This is a genomic window from Amycolatopsis cynarae (assembly GCF_026802195.1).
Taxonomy (GTDB): Bacteria; Actinomycetota; Actinomycetes; order Mycobacteriales; family Pseudonocardiaceae; genus Amycolatopsis_E; species Amycolatopsis_E rhizosphaerae.
Map to the genome: position 1 here is coordinate 2,868,386 of NZ_CP113836.1, position 17,222 is coordinate 2,885,607.

General features: G+C 69.7%; 18 protein-coding genes. 6 read left to right on the forward strand and 12 right to left on the reverse strand.

The features are described from left to right. Positions 1–59 precede the first annotated feature (59 nt). Both ORV05_RS13580 and ORV05_RS13585 read right to left on the reverse strand, forming a co-directional pair. Positions 60–743 carry a response regulator gene (locus ORV05_RS13580; protein WP_268758844.1) on the reverse strand — a complete coding sequence of 228 codons (684 nt, stop codon included), beginning with the start codon at positions 741–743 and terminating at the stop codon, positions 60–62. Further along, complete coding sequence (locus tag ORV05_RS13585) at positions 740–1,948, reverse strand: sensor histidine kinase (protein WP_268758845.1); 1,209 nt, start codon at positions 1,946–1,948, stop codon at positions 740–742. Before ORV05_RS13585 ends, ORV05_RS13580 begins: the two co-directional genes overlap by 4 nt. A gap of 436 nt (positions 1,949–2,384) precedes the next feature. On the opposite strand from ORV05_RS13585, the gene ORV05_RS13590 reads away from it, so the two are divergent. Next, entirely contained in the window at positions 2,385–2,924 is a 540-nt protein-coding gene (locus ORV05_RS13590) for a hypothetical protein (protein ID WP_268758846.1), read from the forward strand. A 185-nt stretch (positions 2,925–3,109) separates the two neighbouring features. Continuing rightward, a complete protein-coding gene (locus ORV05_RS13595; RefSeq protein ID WP_268758847.1) occupies positions 3,110–4,846 on the forward strand; it encodes a multicopper oxidase family protein in 1,737 nt (578 codons plus the stop codon). A 63-nt stretch (positions 4,847–4,909) separates the two neighbouring features. Here ORV05_RS13595 and ORV05_RS13600 read toward each other — a convergent pair whose 3' ends face one another. From ORV05_RS13600 to ORV05_RS13615, 3 genes are read right to left on the reverse strand one after another with little or no spacing between them, the layout of a single operon-like run. Next, positions 4,910–5,485 (reverse strand): TetR/AcrR family transcriptional regulator, encoded by a 576-nt coding sequence (locus tag ORV05_RS13600; protein ID WP_326938139.1) that lies wholly within the window; start codon positions 5,483–5,485, stop codon positions 4,910–4,912. Continuing rightward, positions 5,486–6,664, reverse strand: a complete 1,179-nt coding sequence (locus tag ORV05_RS13610) for an alpha/beta hydrolase (protein ID WP_268758848.1) — start codon at positions 6,662–6,664, stop codon at positions 5,486–5,488. Then, the gene (locus tag ORV05_RS13615) at positions 6,661–7,755 is read right to left on the reverse strand and encodes a homogentisate 1,2-dioxygenase (protein WP_268758849.1); all 1,095 of its coding nucleotides are present in this window, start codon (positions 7,753–7,755) and stop codon (positions 6,661–6,663) included. Before ORV05_RS13615 ends, ORV05_RS13610 begins: the two co-directional genes overlap by 4 nt. A 513-nt stretch (positions 7,756–8,268) precedes the next feature. Between ORV05_RS13615 and ORV05_RS13620 the strand changes: the two genes are divergently transcribed. Then, a complete protein-coding gene (locus ORV05_RS13620) occupies positions 8,269–8,592 on the forward strand; it encodes a TetR/AcrR family transcriptional regulator C-terminal domain-containing protein (RefSeq protein ID WP_268758850.1) in 324 nt (107 codons plus the stop codon). Here ORV05_RS13620 and ORV05_RS13625 read toward each other — a convergent pair. Then, a complete protein-coding gene (locus ORV05_RS13625; protein WP_268758851.1) occupies positions 8,490–9,416 on the reverse strand; it encodes an alpha/beta hydrolase family protein in 927 nt (308 codons plus the stop codon). The two genes, ORV05_RS13620 and ORV05_RS13625, sit on opposite strands and share 103 nt — an antisense overlap. A gap of 127 nt (positions 9,417–9,543) precedes the next feature. Between ORV05_RS13625 and ORV05_RS13630 the strand changes: the two genes are divergently transcribed. Then, on the forward strand, positions 9,544–10,134 hold the full coding sequence (locus ORV05_RS13630; protein ID WP_268758852.1) for a TetR/AcrR family transcriptional regulator: 591 nt from the start codon (positions 9,544–9,546) through the stop codon (positions 10,132–10,134). On the opposite strand, the gene ORV05_RS13635 is transcribed toward ORV05_RS13630, so the two are convergent. The 3 genes from ORV05_RS13635 to ORV05_RS13645 all read right to left on the reverse strand — a co-directional run bounded on the left by ORV05_RS13635 (position 10,077) and on the right by ORV05_RS13645 (position 11,695). After that, positions 10,077–10,277: a zinc-binding dehydrogenase gene (locus ORV05_RS13635; protein WP_407652753.1), complete on the reverse strand. Its 201-nt coding sequence runs from the start codon at positions 10,275–10,277 to the stop codon at positions 10,077–10,079. The genes ORV05_RS13630 and ORV05_RS13635 overlap by 58 nt on opposite strands. A gap of 102 nt (positions 10,278–10,379) precedes the next feature. Further along, entirely contained in the window at positions 10,380–10,727 is a 348-nt protein-coding gene (locus ORV05_RS13640) for a winged helix-turn-helix domain-containing protein (RefSeq protein ID WP_268758853.1), read from the reverse strand. An 80-nt stretch (positions 10,728–10,807) separates the two neighbouring features. Continuing rightward, positions 10,808–11,695 (reverse strand): LysR family transcriptional regulator, encoded by an 888-nt coding sequence (locus ORV05_RS13645; protein WP_268758854.1) that lies wholly within the window; start codon positions 11,693–11,695, stop codon positions 10,808–10,810. Positions 11,696–11,791: 96 nt separating this feature from the next. Here ORV05_RS13645 and ORV05_RS13650 point away from each other — a divergent pair, with 96 nt between their 5' ends. Further along, a complete protein-coding gene (locus tag ORV05_RS13650) occupies positions 11,792–12,661 on the forward strand; it encodes a TIGR03564 family F420-dependent LLM class oxidoreductase (protein ID WP_268758855.1) in 870 nt (289 codons plus the stop codon). Between the two features lie 124 nt (positions 12,662–12,785). Here the strand turns inward: ORV05_RS13650 and ORV05_RS13655 are convergent, their stop codons facing one another. After that, positions 12,786–13,781: an ESX secretion-associated protein EspG gene (locus tag ORV05_RS13655; protein WP_268758856.1), complete on the reverse strand. Its 996-nt coding sequence runs from the start codon at positions 13,779–13,781 to the stop codon at positions 12,786–12,788. A gap of 183 nt (positions 13,782–13,964) precedes the next feature. Here ORV05_RS13655 and ORV05_RS13660 point away from each other — a divergent pair, with 183 nt between their 5' ends. Then, positions 13,965–14,672, forward strand: coding sequence for a TetR/AcrR family transcriptional regulator (locus ORV05_RS13660; protein WP_268758857.1), 708 nt, complete (start codon positions 13,965–13,967; stop codon positions 14,670–14,672). On the opposite strand, the gene ORV05_RS13665 is transcribed toward ORV05_RS13660, so the two are convergent. Continuing rightward, positions 14,620–16,215 (reverse strand): carboxylesterase/lipase family protein, encoded by a 1,596-nt coding sequence (locus ORV05_RS13665; RefSeq protein ID WP_268758858.1) that lies wholly within the window; start codon positions 16,213–16,215, stop codon positions 14,620–14,622. The two genes, ORV05_RS13660 and ORV05_RS13665, sit on opposite strands and share 53 nt — an antisense overlap. A 31-nt stretch (positions 16,216–16,246) precedes the next feature. Further along, the gene (locus ORV05_RS13670) at positions 16,247–17,176 is read right to left on the reverse strand and encodes an amidohydrolase family protein (protein WP_268758859.1); all 930 of its coding nucleotides are present in this window, start codon (positions 17,174–17,176) and stop codon (positions 16,247–16,249) included. Positions 17,177–17,222: the final 46 nt, after the last annotated feature.

The following is a 17,222-nucleotide window of genomic DNA, read 5'->3' on the forward strand; positions in this document are numbered from 1 at the left end:
CTGGCGCATCTGGAGAACGCGGCGAACTCGTGGTCGGCGATCGTTCTTCTCATCCTGCCCTACCGTCTACGCGGCACGAGTCCGGCCTCGAAGGCGATGATCGCCAGGTGGACGCGGTCCCGAGCCTCGAGCTTGGCGAACAGGCGCGCGACATGAGTCTTCGCCGTCGCCGCGCTGATCACCAACCGCTCGGCTATCTCAGTGTTCGACAGGCCCTGTCCGACCAGTGCCAGCACCTCGCGCTCCCGGTCGGTGATCTCCGCGATGAGACCTGAGTCCGCGGCGGGCTCGGTGTCCGGTTCGGGGGCCGCGGGGCCGGAGGTTCCGGCGAAGTCCGCGATCAGCCGTCGGGTCACGCTCGGTGCGATCAACGCGTCGCCGGCCGCCACCACGCGGATCGCGTCCAGGATCGCGTTCAGGGCCATGCTCTTGAGCAGGAATCCGCTGGCCCCGGCGCGCAGTGCGCCGTAGACGTACTCGTCGTCGTCGAAGGTCGTCAGCACCAGCACCTTGGGCGGGTCCGGCTCGGCGGTCGCCTGCCGGGTCGCCTCGATCCCGTCCATGCCCGGCATCCGGATGTCCATCACCACCACGTCCGGCCGCAGCTCACGCACCAGACGCATCGCCTCGCGGCCGTCGCCGGCCTCGCCGACCACCTCCAGATCGTCGGTGTCGCCGATCAGGATCGCGAGCCCGACCAGCATCAGCGGCTGGTCGTCGACCAGCAGCACCCGCACGCTCATGCCGGGAGCCTCGCTGCCACCCGGAATCCGCCCTCCGGACGTCGGCCGGCGCTGAACTGGCCGGACAGCAACGTCACCCGCTCGCGCATGCCGAGCAGGCCGAAGCCGCTCCCGCCGGGCGCCGTCGAGCGCTTGGGACGGCCCGGCCCGCCGAGACCGTCGTCCCCGTCGTCCACCACCTCGATCGTCACTCCCTCCGGCTCGTATCCGATCGCGACCCGGCACGTCCGCGCCCCGGAATGCCGCACCACGTTCGTCAGCGACTCCTGGATGATCCGGAACGCCGACAGTTCGATCTCCGGCGGCAGTGGACACCGCTCGCCCTGCCAGGTCACGTGGACCCGCACCCCGGCGTCGGCCGTGCGTTCGGCGAGTTGCGGGACGTCGGCCAGGCTGCTGGCCGGCGCCAGCGGAGCGGCCTGCGGCATGGCGTCGTCCGGTTCGGCGTGGCGGAGCGCCCCGAGCATGCGCTGCAGCTCGAGCAGCGTCTGGCGGCTGGTGGTCTCGATGCCGGTCAGCGCCTGCCGCGCCTGCTGGGGCTTGGTGTCCACGACCCGCGCCGCCGCTCCCGACAGCACCGTGATGATCCCGATGCTGTGCGCGACGCTGTCGTGCAGTTCGCGGGCGATCCGCAGCCGCTCGGTGATGACGGTGCGGGCCGCGGTCTGCTCGTGCAGGGCTTCGAGGTATTCACGGCGTTTGCGATACACCCCCCCGAAGACCCACGCGACCGCGAACCACAACGCGTACTGCCCGGCCCACTGGGCCGCGTCGCCGACGTTCTCCCCGGGGTAGACGTCGATGTTGTTGACGAACGCGGCCGCGACGGCCGCGACGGAGCCGACGGCGGCAGCCTTCGGCCGCCGGACGGCGAGGTGCCCGCCCAAGACGACGAGCACGACGAACACGACCTCGGACCGCACGCCGAAGATGTAGCCGAGGACCGATTCGCCCAGGATCGCCGCGAAGACCACCGCCGGCAGACGGCGCATCAGCAGAACCGGAAGGGCGAGCACGACGCACAGACCTATCGTCTGGACGGGCCCGAGGCTGGGAAACCGGAACAGGCCGTCGTGGTCCGGAACCCGAGCGATCGTCCAGCAAAGCATCACCGCGTAGAAGCAGGCGGTGGCCAACACCATGGCCTGTGACATCAGCCAGGTCACGCGCTTCGATGTCGAGAGACGCTGGAGAAGCTCTTCCATATGGAGATCGTATTCAGTGGCGCCGGCTCCGCGCGTCGCCCCGGGGATGTACGCGCCGGTACACCCCCGGGCCGACGGCCTGGGGAACGGTGACATCCACCGGCCGACGCGACGGAGAGCATTCTGTTCGTAGGTTCGTGACCATGACGAACGCACCGATGATCGATCTTCGCGACACGACGAAGAAATGCGACGGCGGCCCGCCCGCGCTGGCCGGTGTGGCCTTGTCCACGACGATGCGGATGATCCTGGGCCCGGACGCGCCCGATTCCGGCGCCCCTTTCGCCGATGGACGCCCCCGAACCAGGCTTTGCGACCCGCTCAAGCAGGTCTGGGCGCCAGTGGATGCCACCGCAACGAACCCGTCGCTCGGGCGCCCCGCACCTCACGTCCTGGCCGCAAGTAGCCTGGCATCACTGCGCTCTGGACCAGCGAGGTGCTGGCCGCTTCTGGCCTGTCCGGCATCGTGCGCCGCCATGTTGGCGGGTTCTCCCCGGGCATGAAGCAGGGCCCGGAAAGCGGCGCTGACCACGTGCGCTGGTCGGCGGTGCCGGACAGACCCGGTATCCGTAGCCCGCGACGTCTCGGCAGGGCCTTCGCCACCGCGGGCCTGATTATGATCCCGTGGGTTCTCTATCTGTCGATGTCCTTGCCGATGAAGGCGATGGATAGTCACTGGGCCCTGGGCTGGGTCGGTCTGGACAGTTGCGAGGCACTGACCTTGTTCGCCACCGGTCGATTCCTGAAGCGGGCGGATAACCGCTGCACGCTAACCGCCACAGCGGCCGCTGCGCTTCTCCTGACAGACGCCTGGTTCGACGTTACCGCGGCGGCACCCGGGGGCGCGCTGACTATCGCGATCGTGATGGCAGCTTGCGTGGAAATTCCCATCGCCATCGTGTGCACCGTCTTGGCCTTGCGACTGATCCGCCACCCATTCCCACAGTTCGAAACCGCTGAACAGGAATCACTGTGAACGCCAATATCAGTCGGATGCCGAACCGTATCTACCCAACACGCGACACCAAGATCGCGGCGGCGGTGCGCCCACAACTCATCCGGCACCACAGCCGCCCGTTTCCCCGGGCACCGCTCATTGTCAGCGGACCGTGCCGAACCGTACGGTAGGGCCTTGTTGATCATTCTGGGGAGGAGCGCCCGATGACTGCGCGATGGAACCGCCGCTCGATCCTGCGCGGCGTCGCCGGGGCGGCCGGGCTGGCGGCGACGGGCGGGCTGGCACCGTCCGCCGCCGCGGCGGTGAACCTGTCCCCGTTGCTGTTCCATTCGCCGCAGGTGCGGCCGTTCCGCGATCCACTGCCGCCGCTGCCGGTGTGGTCCGGCTCGTCGTTCACGCTCGACGCGGCCGTGGGCACCCACCGCTTCCACAGCGAACTCGACCCCTCGCCGGCCTTCGGCTACGGCGGGCGCGGCTACCTCGGCCCCGTGCTGGAAACGCACAGCGGCACCGAAACCACGGTCACCTTCCGAAACACGCTCTCCCGCCACGTGTTCGCCAAGGACATCGACACCACCCTGCACGGCGTCTCGGCGGCGGACGCGACCGCCCCGCGCGGTGTGCTGCACCTGCACGGCGGTGTCACCCCGCCCGCCTTCGACGGGCACCCGGAGGCGACGATCCGCCCCGGCGAACAGGTCACGTACCGGTTCCCGGGCGGGCAGGAGGCCACCGCGCTGTGGTACCACGACCACGCCATGGGCATCACCCGGCTCAACGTCTATGCCGGGCTCGCCTCCCTGTACCTGCTGCGGGACCGCTGGGACACCGGTGAGCCCGGCAACCCGCTCGGCCTGCCCGCGGGGGAGTTCGAGATTCCCTTGGTGCTGCAGGAAAAGGTCTTCACCGCCGACGGCGCGCAAAGCGTGCGCACCACTCCTCTGGTGCCGGAGGGCAGCTGGGAGGGCGGCGGAGTCGGCGACACCGGCCTGGTGAACGGCGTGGTGTGGCCGGAGGTGGCGGTGGCGCGCGGGCTGTACCGCCTCCGGGTGCTCAACGCCTCGTCGTTCAGTGTGGCGAACCTGTTCTTCGCCAACCGCATGCGGTTCTGGGTGATCGGCACCGACGGCGGGCTGCTCGACGCGCCGGTCGCCACCACGGCGATCCGGCTCGCCCCGGCCGAACGGGCCGACCTGCTGGTGGACTTCGGGGCGCTCGCCCCGGGCGAGACGGTGGTGCTGTGCAACGACGAACCGGTGCCCGGCCAGGCAGCGATCCTCGGCGAGGTGACCATGCCCTACTTCTGCCGGTTCCGCGCGGGCAGCGCCCCGGGTTTCCAGGGCGCCGTGCCGTCCACGCTGCGCGGAGGGCCGGGGCAGCCGCCGCGCCTGCCGCCGCTGCCGGTGCCGGACCACGTCCGCGACGTCACCATCAGCCAGCCGTTCGAGCTCCGCTTCCCGCCTTCGGTGATGACATTGAACAACCTGATGTTCGACAGCGGGGACCTGGAACTGCCGCGGCAGGGGACGGTCGAGCAGTGGAACCTCATCGACGTCACCCCCGATCCGCACCCGATCCACCTCCACCTGGTGAACTTCCGGGTGCTGGGCCGCCAGTCCTTCGACCGCACCGCTTACCGGTTGCGCTATCCGCAGCCTCCGGTGGGCACTAAGTGGGCGCCGTCCGCGGACGCCTTCGTCACCGGGCCGATGCGGCCGGCCGAGCCGTGGGAGGCGGGCTGGAAGGACACCGTGCGGACCGACGGCGGCACCGTCACCCGGATCCTCGTCCGGTTCCCGACGGCGGGCGAACTGGGGTTCGACCCCGACGCGATCTTCACCGCGCCCTCGGGTGCGGAGCTGCGGGGCTATGTGTGGCACTGCCATCTGCTCGACCACGAGGACCACGACATGATGCTCCGCTTCCGTACCCCGGCCTGACGGTTGCCGCCGTCCTTCCGGAGGGGAGGCGACCGTCGGTTCCTGGCCCACCGGGCCGATTCCTCAGCCCGCACGGATGCCGGAGAGGAACGTTTCGCAGAAGACGTCGGCGATCTCGGAGGGCGGCAGCGGGCCGTCCTTGCGCAGCCAGACGTAGGAGTAGTTGAACATGCCCATGATTCCCTTGAGCACCACCGGTTCCGGCACCGGTTTGAACACCCCGGAGGCCACGCCCGCGGTGAGCGTGCGCCACCAGACCCGCTCGTAGCTGTGTCTCAGCTCGAGCATCTCCCGCCTGCGCTCGCCGGTGAGCGCGGTGAAGTCGCGGTAGTGCACCGTCCACTCCAGAACGTGCTCCGCGACGTTGTCCAGCAGGGTCCGGGCGAGTTCCCGAAAACGCTCTTCCGGCCCGGCCACCCGCTCCTCGATGGCCTGGGCCGCCTCGACCATCAGCCGCAGCGGGGCGGTGCTGATCTCGAACAGCACCGCCTCCTTGCTGCCGATGTGGTGGTACAGCGCGCCGCGCCGCAGCCCGACCGCCTCCTCCAGTTGCGCGATGCCGGTTCCGTGATATCCGTGCTCGGCGAACAACTCCGCGGCCGCGCGCAGGATGCGGGCCTTCCAGGCGGACTCGCGCACCTAACCGGCCCGCCCGGTGAACCCGCGTTCGGCCAGCCAGGTGGTGATCACCCCGGTCGCCTCGGCGAGTTTCGGCCGCTGGCCTGGCCCGGCGTAGTAGTGCGTCGCGCCGTGCACCACGTACATCGTCTTGTCCGGATGGCCCACCGCCTCGAACAGCCGCTCGGTGTGGCTCGGCGTGCACGCGTCGTCCGCGCTGTTGCCGATGACCAGCGCGGGGACCTCGAGATCGGCCGCGCACCGCACGCCGTCGCCGTTGGCGTCGTCGTAGCTCCACTGGGAAAGCCAGCTGCGCAGGGTGGTGAACCGGGCAAGGCCGACCGGCCCGTTGTTGACCACTCGCGGGTCTCCCAGGTAGCACCGGCCGGGTGCGCGGTCGTTCGGGTCGACCGCCGGGTCGAGCCACCGCGGGTCGGCCATCGTGCCGTGCACGACGAACCCCCGTTCCTCCTGCTCCCGGCCCGAGGCACGCAGATCGGCCAGCCGCTGCCTGACGGTCGCGGTGATCCGCCGGTTCCGCGCGATCTGCGCGGCGCGGTAGCGGGCGAGGAACTCCTCGGTGTAGGGCGGCTGGTTCGGGTTCTTCGGGTCGTACAGGTCCAGTTCCGGATCGCGCACGTCCGGGTCCGACTCGTCCAGCACGGCCGCGTCCAGCCACTCGGTCATCGTGCCGTGCCTGCTGACGTGCGCGGCCAGCAGCATCACCGCGTCCGCCGGGATCAGCCCGCACCGGGTCAGATCCGGCGGGTCGCCTGCGGGGGTCGCGGTGATCGTCGGATGCTGCGCCTGCTGCTGGTAGAACAGTGACAGCGCGCCGCCGCCGCTCCAGCCGCCCAGGACCACCTTCCGGTAGCCGAGCCGGTCCCGGGCGTCGGCCACGCAGGCGCCCAGATCCTGCACCACCTTCTCCATGATCAGCGCGCTGTCCACGCCCCGGTAGCGGCTCCCGCAGTAGATGACGTGATGCCCGGCGCGCGCCAGGCCGGTCATCATCGGCAGATAGGCACCGCCGCCGATGGGATGCATGAACACCAGCACGGTGTCCGATTCGACGTCGCGGGGACGCAGCAGATAGCTTTCCAGCGCGACGGTTTCGCCTACCCCGCCGTAGGTGTCGCGATAGGACGAATCGTCCTCGAACACCACGAGGTAGGGGATCCGGTCGTAGGGATGGTTCACGCCTGGACCCCCGCCGCGGCCAGCACCGCGGCGCTGGGCAGCAGCCTGCGCCGGGTGTCGATGGCGATGACCTTCCAGTCCATCCGGTCGAACCGGTCGAACAGTTCCCGCGCCCGCTCCCGGGCCCGTTCCGGCGCGCCGTGGTGGACCCCCTGCGGCGCGTGCGAGAGCAGTCCCCGCGGCAGGTCGGCGCCGAACAGGCTCCCGCCGTGGAAGAAGGCGATTTCGTCGTAGTCGACGTTGCGGTGGTACCAGGGCACCCGTTCCGTGCCCGGCACGCTTTCCGCGGGCCGTGGCAGGAAGTGCATCACGGCGACGCCCGCCGCCTGCAGGAACAGGTGCACCGTCGGCGGCAGGTGCGTGCTCGCCGAGGTGTGCACGTCATAGTCGTCGAGGTTGAAGGTGAACGGGAAGTTGTCCCCGCGCCACCCTTCCACGTCGCACGGATCGTGCGGGTAGAAGATCGAGGTGTGCCCGCCGGAATACCGCAGGCGGACCTCGTACTCCTCCCGGCCGTCGCCTTCGACGACCGAGGGTTCGGGAACGACCACGAGCGCGCTGTCGAACGGGAAATGGCGGCCGTTGACCCCGGGTTCGGGCACCCGGAACTCCTCCACCGCCTCGGTGATCAGCACATGCGTGTCCGGGCCGTCCGGAATCTGGCGGTAGGTGGTGGCTTTCGGCAGGTACACGTAGTCGCCGGGCCGGTAGGCGAGCGGGCCGAACTCGGTGACGAAGGTGCCGGTGCCGCGGTGCACGAAATGCAGTTCGTCGTGGTCGATGTTGCGCACGTAGTGCGGCGGGGCGGCGGCGCGCATGCTCAGCGAGATGCGGCAGTCCGCGTTGTGGAACAACAGCAGCGGCTCGCCCGACGGATCGTCGCGGTCGGGCGGGGTGAGCGCGGTGGTGGCCAGGTTCAACCCGGCCAGCGGGCCCTGCCCGCGGAACCGGGTGGGGTCGTGGCGGTGGTAGAGGTAGCTGGTCCGGCCGGTGAACCCGGCACGGCCGAGTTCGTCCTCTTTCAGGCCGTCGAGATCGGCGTGACCACGCCGGGGCGTGGTCCCTTTGCGCAGTTGGACGAAGGATTCCATCGCGTCTCCCGTACTGGGCGGCGGTGCCCGGGATCGGTGAGCGGAAAAAGCCGGGAAGGGCTGGGAAGCCCGAGAAACCGGGATCGTTGTACCGTTCGGTCGGTACGATGCAAGCACAGCGGGACCGTCCCTGTACAGCCTGAATCGATACCCATGCGCGGGCGGACCCTGGCCACGGCTTCCGTCCCGGCCGCCGGACCGGCCCGGTCGAGGGTCGCGGTGGCGCGACGAAAACGCAAGCCGGACAAGCAGAAAGAGGACACGCATCCTGCTCGCCGCCTTCCGTCACGCGCTCGCCGGGTGGGCCGCGTCCACGGCGCAGCCGAGCAAAGCGGCGCTCGCGGCCCGGGTCGGTGACGCCATCGACGCGATTCCGGGCGCCCTCACGTTGACCACGACGGCGCGGGCCTAGGCGGGAGCGGGAATGGTGAAGCGGGCCAAGAACAGCTCCTGCGACGCTGAGCCCGCCGTCGGTGCTGTGCTGGCCGGGCGCGGCGCGCGCTGGCCGGCCGGATGGCGGAGCTGGGACGGCGGGGCCTGCTCCACGTCACCGACCCGGAGGTGTCGGCGCAGCATTTCATGGCGCTGATCACCGGCGGCACCGTGTCGCGTGCGGAGTTCAGCGCGAAGGCGCTGGAGACCGAGATCGACCGGTTCGCGCGCGCACCGGGGTCCACGCTTTCCTGTACGGCTACCTGCCGCGGCGCGGGTAAGCGCCTGGAGATGCGTTCCGGTTACTTGGATTCGATCCGCCCGAGCGCTTCGGCCTGTGCGTCCAGGGTCTTTCGTGCTGCCCGCCAGCTGGAATCCTCAATGCCGAGGGCGTGGCGGAGGTAGGCCCAGCTGAGGTGCTGGATCAGGGCGACCCGTTCCGGATGCTCGTCGGTGGTCTCGGTGACTTGGTGGCCGGAGATCCCGCCGAGGAAGTGTTCGGCGCCGAAGAGGGTGAGCAGGGATTTGGGGCCGGGGCTCAGGAAATACGGATCCGTCATCCAGTCCGGTCCCCGCAGGGTCAGCGGGGACCGGTCCCGGTCTCCGGCGACCACGAGGGCCGGTGTGGTCATGGTGGCGAAGCTCGGGTTGCGCAGCCAGGGCAGGTTTTCGGCCGCGAACGGCGTCAGGTCGGCTCCGCCGCTTCCAGCGGTTGCCAGCAGCACGCCCGCCTTGATTCGCGGGTCGGACAGGTCTTCCGCCTGCCCGGTTTCCGGGTCGGAGACGCGCAGGCCCAGCAGCACGCCCGCGGTCTGGCCGCCGAAGGAGTGGCCCGCGGTGGCGATGCGGCTCCGGTCGGGGCGTCCGGCCAGGCCTGGCACGGCGGCTTCCAGGACATCGAGTTGATCGAGGATGCGCTTGGCGTCCTCGACGCGGAAACGCCAGAGCCGCGGTGCGCGGGGATCGTCCTTGGCCAGGCTGGTCGTCTTGGAGTCCAGGTGGGTGGGCTGAACGACCACGAACCCGTGGGCCGCCCAGAAGTCGGCCAGCGGGGCGTAGGCGTCCATGGACGAGCCGAAGCCGTGGGAGAACACGATGATCGGCAGGCCGTGTCCGGTCACCGGTGCGGAAACCTTCACCTGCAGGTCTTCGCCACGGCCGGGTGCGGGGAGCGCGATCGGCTTCACCGAAAGGATCCGGGTCGGTGCGGGCATGGCGAATCCGGTCATGGCGAGTGGGGCTCCCTTGTGCGAGGTGGCTGTCCGGCGCCGGATGTGGCACCCTGAAGAACCGGGACGTTGTCCCGTTTGACGATACGGGACAACGTCCCGGTTAGCCAGTGAAGGGGGAGGTGCGGTGAACGGCGGCGATCCGGATGCGGCAGGTGTAGCACAGCCCAAGCGGGCGGATGCGCGACGCAACGAAGAGGCGCTGCTCGGTGCGGCGGCCGCGGTCTTCGTCTCCTCGGGGGTGGAAGCGCCGATTCGCGAGATCGCGGCGAAGGCGGGTGTGGGGACGGCGACGATCTACCGTCACTTCCCGACCCGCGCGGACCTGATCGTCGCCGTTTACCGGCACCAGGTCGAAGAACTCGCCGCGGCGGGCCCCGAGTTGCTGGCGGCCGGTCCCACTCCCTACGCGGCACTGGAGCGGTGGTTCGACCTCTTCGTCGGCTTCGTGGTCACCAAACAGGGACTGGCCGCCGTACTGCAGTCGGACGACCCCTGCTACGACCCCCTCCACGCCTACTTCCTGGACCGGCTGGAGCCGGTCTGCGCCCGCCTGCTCGAAGCGGCCGCCGGCTCGGGCGAGATCCACTCCGGTCAGGATCCCTACGAGCTCATGCGCGGCGTCGGCGGCCTCTGCGCCGGCGCACGCACCGGCCGCCGCTACGACGCGCGGCGACTCGTCCGGCTCCTCGTCGCGGGACTGCGCCGGCCGAGGTGAGCGTCAGGCGAGCCGCGAAACTTGGGTTTCAGTACGATCCGGCCGAAGGCCTCGCCCGCGTCCATCGTCCGGTGCGCCCGCACGGCCTGGTCCAAGGGCAGCACTTCGTGAACCACCGGCCGTAGCTCGCCGCGAGCCGGCATTCTCCCAAAGGCGTGGTCGGGGAGGGGACCACCGTGATTCCACCTCCGCCACGCGGGAACCGTCAACGCTGCCCCATTCCCCGAACCCTTTCTTATTTTCGGTCAGAACGAAAATAAGCCGGTTCCCGGCGCGGCCGGATGGTGGGAACCGGGTCCACCTGCTCTGCGCGGTCCCGTGCGGTGGGGCGGCTGGTCAGATTGCGGCCAGGGGTGGGGAAGCGGCTCGGCCAGCCGCACCAGGGGCGTGCCATCGAAGCGGTAGCCGACTCCCCGCACCGTGGCGACCGAGTCCGCGAGCACGGGAAGTTTGAGCCGCAGCTTGCGGATGTGGACATCGGTGGTCCGGGCGGGCCCTGACGGCGGAAGATCGCACACGCGCCGCATCAGCGTCGACCGGTCACAGGTTCGCCCGGCGTTGCGGCACAGGAAGACGGAGAGCCACCGCGTCATCGCAACTCCAAATTGGACCAGGATGGGAAAGGGGCTGGGGGCTCAGGGTACGGCGGTGCGTCGAAGAGGGGAACGGCGTCTCAGCATGTGACGGCGGCTCCCGCCGCGCCCAGGAAGACGTCCAGGGCCGTTTCGACACAGCGCTGGGCAGGCCTGCTCTCGGCGATGAGGAGGTTCCCGGTGACCGTGACCTCCGGAGCCACCGGGATGGCATGCACCCGGGCGGAGAGCGCTCGGGGGATCAGGTCCGCGGGCAGGATGGACCAGCTGCGTGGATCGGTGCCGAGTTCGATGAGGGTGTTCTCGATCGTGCCCGTGGGCCTGCCGAACCGGGGCCGCAACCCGGCCTCGTGGAGCGCGGTGATCACCGCGTCGTGGAGCGGGGCGTCACAGTCGCGGGAGGGGATGCGCAGCGGGCAGGCTTCCAGCTCGGCGAGGCCGATCACGTCGCGGGTGGCGGCCGGGTGGTGGGCGGACAGCAGGACGCGCAGTGGTTCGGACCAGGCGGGCACGATCCGCAGGCCCGCGGCCGAGACCTGACCGCGGGCGAGGGCCAGGTCGAGTTCACCGTTGCGCAGTGCCTCGATGCGCGCACCGACAGGGAGTTCGACGAGCACCACCTCGAACGAGGGGTTGTGCTCACGCAAGGCGTCGATACCGCGTTCCAGCCGGTGGCCGAGGCCCGGGGTGGTGCCGATCCGCACCCGGTGCCCTGGCTTGTTCGCGGCGGTACGGACCCGTTCCGCCGCGGCGAGGGCTTCGCGGGCCGAGCCCAGCACGCGGCGCCCGGCCTCGGTGAGGCGGACGGTGCGCGGGGACCGGTCCAGCAGCCGCACTCCCAGTTCCCGTTCGAGCCGGGCGATCTGCTGGCTGACCGCGGGCTGCACGATGCCGAGCCGTTCGGCGGCGCGCCCGAAATGCAGTTCCTCGGCGACTGTGACGAAGTACCGAAGCGCGCGCAGCTCCATGGGCTCATCCTTCCACCTGCGGCGATCACCCGATCTTATGGCAGCGCGGGGAAGGTGGATCTGGTTGCCGGAGCTTTGCCGCGGTGAGCTTGCGGCATGCGCATCGGAACTCACCTCATCGCCGCGGGCGATGTCCGCCAGATCGAGACGGACGCGGCGGCCACGGCCGCCCGCGGCCTGGACAGCGTCTGGACCAGCCAGCAGCCCGGCGGCTGGGACCCTTTGGCCGTGCTGACCGGCATCGGCGACGGGCCCGGCGAACTCGGCACCGCGGTAGTTCCCACCTATCCGCGTCATCCGGTGGCGCTGGCGACCCAAGCGCTGACGGTGCAGGCCATGACCGGCGGCAGGCTCACCCTCGGGATCGGGCCGAGCCACGCCGTCGCCATCACCGCGCAGTTCGGCATTCCCTACCGCTCACCGGCCCGCCACACGCGGGAATACCTCGAAGTCCTGCGCCCGCTTCTGAGGGGCGAGTACGTGCAGTACTCGGGTGACTTCTTCACCGTGGACACCCAGCTGGAGGTCAACGCCCCGGAACCGCCCGTGCTGATCTCCGCGCTGCGACCGCGCATGCTGGAGGTGGCACGAGACCTGGCCGACGGCACCATCGCCATCTGGATCCGGCCCGAAACCGTGTCCGGCTACCTCGTTCCCCGCCTGCGCGAGGGCCAGCGGGTGGCCGTGATGGTGAAGGTGGCGATCACCACCGACCCGGCCGCGGCGCGTGAGACCGTCGCCAGGGACTTCGCGATGGTCGGTGACTTGCCCGCCTACCGCGCCCTGCTCGACCGCGGTGGGCTGTCGGGGCCCGCCGACACCCTTATCGCGGGCAGCGAAACCACCGTGGCCCGGGAATTGGAACGGTTCGCCGACGCCGGGGTGACCGACCTCATCGTCAATCCCTTCGGCACACCGCGCGACCGCGCCCGGGTCCTCGTCCTCCTCGCCGAGATTCGTACTTGAGCGCTTCCCGACGCCGTCCACCCAGAGCCACGGCGGTTCGGTTGCCTTGATGCAGCGGTCGCGGGTTGACCATCGGAGGCATTTCCACCACGTGTGTGTCCCCACGGCGCTTCTGGGGCGGAGTTTAGAGTGTCGGGTCCCGGCGATTCGGCCGCGGCACCTGGTACACGTGCCGTGTTGGTGATGGCCTGACGATTCTGCCCTTGACGTCATCCCCCGACGAGTCCAGCCAGTTCGACAGGCCACCGAGCCCCTGGAAGGCGGCTTCCGCGCCGTGGCCCTGCCACCCGGACTGTTCCCTCGACACTGCCTGCCCGATCGTGCCGGTCAGCTCTTTGAAAAGGTTGCCCAGGTCATTGACGACCTGGCCCCTGTTCATCGACGTCTTCGGCGCTGGCCCCGTCATGAACCTGCCTTCGGTGGTGTCGAACCAGGTCAGCGACCCCACCTCGGCCTCCCGGCCCGGCCGGGTGCGGGTGCCGGGCTCGTGGATCGAGCAGGTGATGAGCCCGGCCCGCACGACCGGTGCGGCGAAGAATCGCTCGGCGGCGCGGGGGCCGTTCGACGGCGCGTGCGGGGGTGCGTCGATGCCACCGAAGAACTCCCCGTCCGGGTCCGGCGCCGGGCGGTGGCGCGCGGAGTTGCCGCCTTCGACGTAGGTCACGGGTGGGCCGTAGAGGGGTTCCCAGTGCGGGAGAAAGCGCACCATCTCGTCGATCACCTGGGTCGGGCGTAGCTCTTCGAAGGACAGCAGGGTGCCCTCTTGGTTGGTGAGAACCCCGGTCCGGCCGCGCCAGCCGCCGCGATACAGGAACTGGCCGCCACCCTCGACGACGTTCGCGACCTGGGTGAGCACGACCTCGGGGTTGGCCCAGACGTGCAGCAGGTCCTCGAGGTCCGCGCGCAGGCTGCCGCTGCGGGAAAGCCACCCGTCCCGCCGGAGCCGCGCAAGGACGTTGTCGCGTTGCGCGGCACGTTCGGCGTCGCTCCCGCTTGTGTACGGGATCTCGTAGGGGTGGATCGGGCGGCCCAGCCCGAGATCCTCACACAGGATGTCCAACTCGGTCAGATCAGCGCGCTGCGCGACGGTGTGGTCGAACTGGCCGGGGAACGCATGCACGCACACCTCGACGGCGCCCGGCGCGCGATGCTCGCCACCCTGGTGGACGACTCATGAGCGCGTCTTCCGTCGCCGCACGACGCAAGAGGAGACCGTAACGTAGACTCGAATCCACTGACTGGCCCGACGTTACGGGAGGCACCAACCTTGGCGCAGCGAGCCGATGACAGGGGCGGAAAGCGGGTGCGTTCCGCTCGTGATGCCGGGCTGCCGTCGCGTCGCGAGCAGCGCAAGAACGAGACGCGTGACCGCCTGCTCTCGTCGGCGCGTCAGTTGTTCGTGAGCAAAGGCTACGACGAAACAAGCTACGACGAGATCGCGCGAACCGCCGGTGTCGCTCGGCAGACCGCGTTCAACCACTTCCCCCGCAAGGAGGATTTCGTCGCGGCCTGGGTGGCGCAGCGCCGGATCGAACTGCACGAGGCCATGGGCCCCTCCGGTGAGGCGGGCGGCGCTGGCGAGTCGTCGGCTTCGTCCCGGCTGCTCGTTGTCATGCGCGTCATGGCCGACATCTACGAGCGGCGCCGGGAAGAGGGTCGCGTCTTCATGAACGCGTGGGTGCGACTCGGCGGCCCCATCCTGGACGAGCCCGTCGCCGCGCACATGTTTGCGGCCGTCATCAGTAGCGGGCAGCGGGCGGGCGAGTTCGTCGCCGATGTCGATGCGGAAGCTGCCGGTGAAGTGATTCGTGCGATCTACTTCGACGCGCTCTGGCGCTGGGCCGACCCCGCGCATGAGCCGACAAAGAACGCTCTGTTCGAGAACCTGTTGACACGCATGCAACTCGTGCTGACCGGTCTGTGCACCGACGGAGACCGCCGGCACGTTCGCGACGCCGTCAACCTCGTGCGTTCTCTCGAAGTGGTGCGGGGGCAGGGGGCGGTGTCGTGAGCCGACGGTCGTAGAACTGGTCCCAGTACGCGAGTTGGGTGTGCTCGGGGATGTCGTCGAGACCGCACCCGTCTGCCCGCAAGATCATCGCCGAGGGGTGTGCGCTGTCGAACTCGGGCCATGCCGGCAGGTCGGCAGCATCGGGGCGCCCGTGCCGGGCGAAATACGCCCAGGCGGATCTGACCGTGGCTCCCAGTCGTACGTCGCTCGAAGTCCAGTTCCAGTGACCGGGATCGGCCGCGCCGCCGAAGGTGGAGAACAGTGAGGCACCGTGGAACGCGCCCAGGGGCCTGGGCAGTATCTGTTCGTGGTAGTGGCCGGGCGGGACGGGCGGAGGCTGCGCGAAACGGTAGTAGTAGACCGGGTGACCGGCACCATGGTGCAGGTTGGCCCATCGCCAATTCTGCCAGGTGAACAGCCGGTGGCCGGCGGACCGCAGTCCTGCTGCGACGGCTTGTTCGTCGGTTTCCGCGGGGTAGAGGTCCAAAAACGCGGCGCTCGACGCAAAATGTTCGGCTTTGGCCTGGCTGCGGAAGGTCGCCAAGTCTCTCGGGTAGTTGAATACCGCGAGGTCCTCGTCGACGGCCGAGCCGACAAGCAGCGGAACCGGGGCTTGTGCGCCGGCCGCGAACACCGTGTGCGGGGCCGCGGTGAGCAGCGTCCCGTCGATGATGGGTCGCGCCGCATCGAAGATCCCTGTGGTCGCACCGGGACGAGGCAGGCTGGCGGCACGTAGGGCCTGCGCGTTCATCCGACGAAGCTCATCCAGGCGCGCCGTTCCGGCCGCCGACGACCATGCACGGCCACTGTCGACCGCTGATGCGAGGTCCTGCCACGCGTCGCCCACGCCCGTGGTGGCCGCGACCGGGCCGAACGCGCCACCGCTCTCGGCGATGGCGCGGTGGAACAGACCGCGGGCGGCGGGAGCCGCCATCAGCAGCGCGACGCTCGACGCTCCGGACGAGACGCCACAGATCGTGACGCAGCGGGGATCTCCGCCGAAGCCGGTGATGTTGTCGCGCACCCAGCGCAGCGCGGCGATCTGGTCGTGCAGCCCGTAGTTGCCAGCCGTTCCCGCGCCCTCATCGGTCAACTCCGGATGCGCGAGAAAACCCGTCCTGGACAGTCGGTGGTTGAGCGTGACCAGGACGACGCCCTCCTGCGCCCATCGCCGGCCGTCGAACAGTGGTGACGACCCGGATCCGAACTGGTAGGCGCCGAGGTGGAACCAGACCATGACAGGCCGGGCGGGGGCGTCCGTGTCCAGCGGAGCCCACACGTTGAGGTACAGGCAGTCCTCACTCTGCCGCTGCCCTCCATCGGCGAACAGCGAGGTGTCAGCCGGTGGGTTCTGTATCGCGATCGGTCCGAACTCGGAGGCGTCGCGCACGCTGGCCCACGCCGCGGGCGGCTCCGGCGGGCGCCATCGCAGATCCCCAATCGGGGGCGCGGCATAAGGGATCCCTCGGAAGATGCGCACACCTTCGCCGGAATCGATCTCACCGCGTACCGCGCCGTACGTGGTTTCGACTACCGCGGCCACGTTCGCCTCCTGAAATCGAGGTGCAGCCGAGTCATGTGGTCAGATAGCAGGCGCGGGCCGTCCCGCCGAGCACAGCCTCGCGCTCGGCGAGAGTGAGGCCGGACAACGCTTCCAGGGTCGCGGCGAACGTGTCGTGGTAGCCGGCCGCGACGAGAGCCACGGGCCAGTTGCTCGCGTACATCGTTCGCGCCGGACCGAAAGTCGCGAAGACGTGCTCCGCGTACCTGGCGACGTCCGCCGCCTCGGCACGCCGGACGACCGTGCCCCAGCCGGAGAACTTGACGAACACGCCCGGCAGAGCGGCCAGCCGCGTCATGGCGAGGCGCCACAGACGCTGGGCAGTGGCGTCCTGGTCGATCGGCGGACGACCCAGGTGGTTGATCACGTAGCGACCGTTCGGCACAGCCTCGATGAGCGGTGGCAGAAGCGGCAACTCGGTATGGTCATTGACGAACAGGTCGATCGTCAGCCCTCGGTCGGCGAGCACGCGGAAGGAACCGGCCACCCCCGGATCGGCCAGAATCTCGCCGTCCGGCCGCCATCGGTGGAGTGTGCGCACGCCCACCAGTTTGCCGCCGTTGATCGACGCAAGGTCCTTCTCGGTCGCACCCGGTGAGCTCATGCCGACCCACCCGACGACTCCGATGATCGACTGCTGGCTCTCGGCCAGCTCCAGGAGCAGCCGCGTCTCCTCCGTGTCGGTTCCGGCCTGCACGAGTACCAGTTCGGCGACGCCCGCGTCGTCCAGTTCGGCACGAAGACGAGACCAGCCGAAATCGTCCCGCACGGAGTCCCAGGACACGGGTCGCTCGGCCAGCCACGCCATCCAGGGCTGGTGCCGGTACCACACGTGGACATGGGTATCGACGATGAGGGGCCGCGAGGTCAGGTCGGGCGGAGGCCCGCCGCGGCATCGGCTGGCCCCGGTCGGCGACCGCTCCGCATCGTTGCCCGGCGTCATCTCCCGCACCTCCTAGCGAACTTGTTTATGTACTGTAGTACATCAT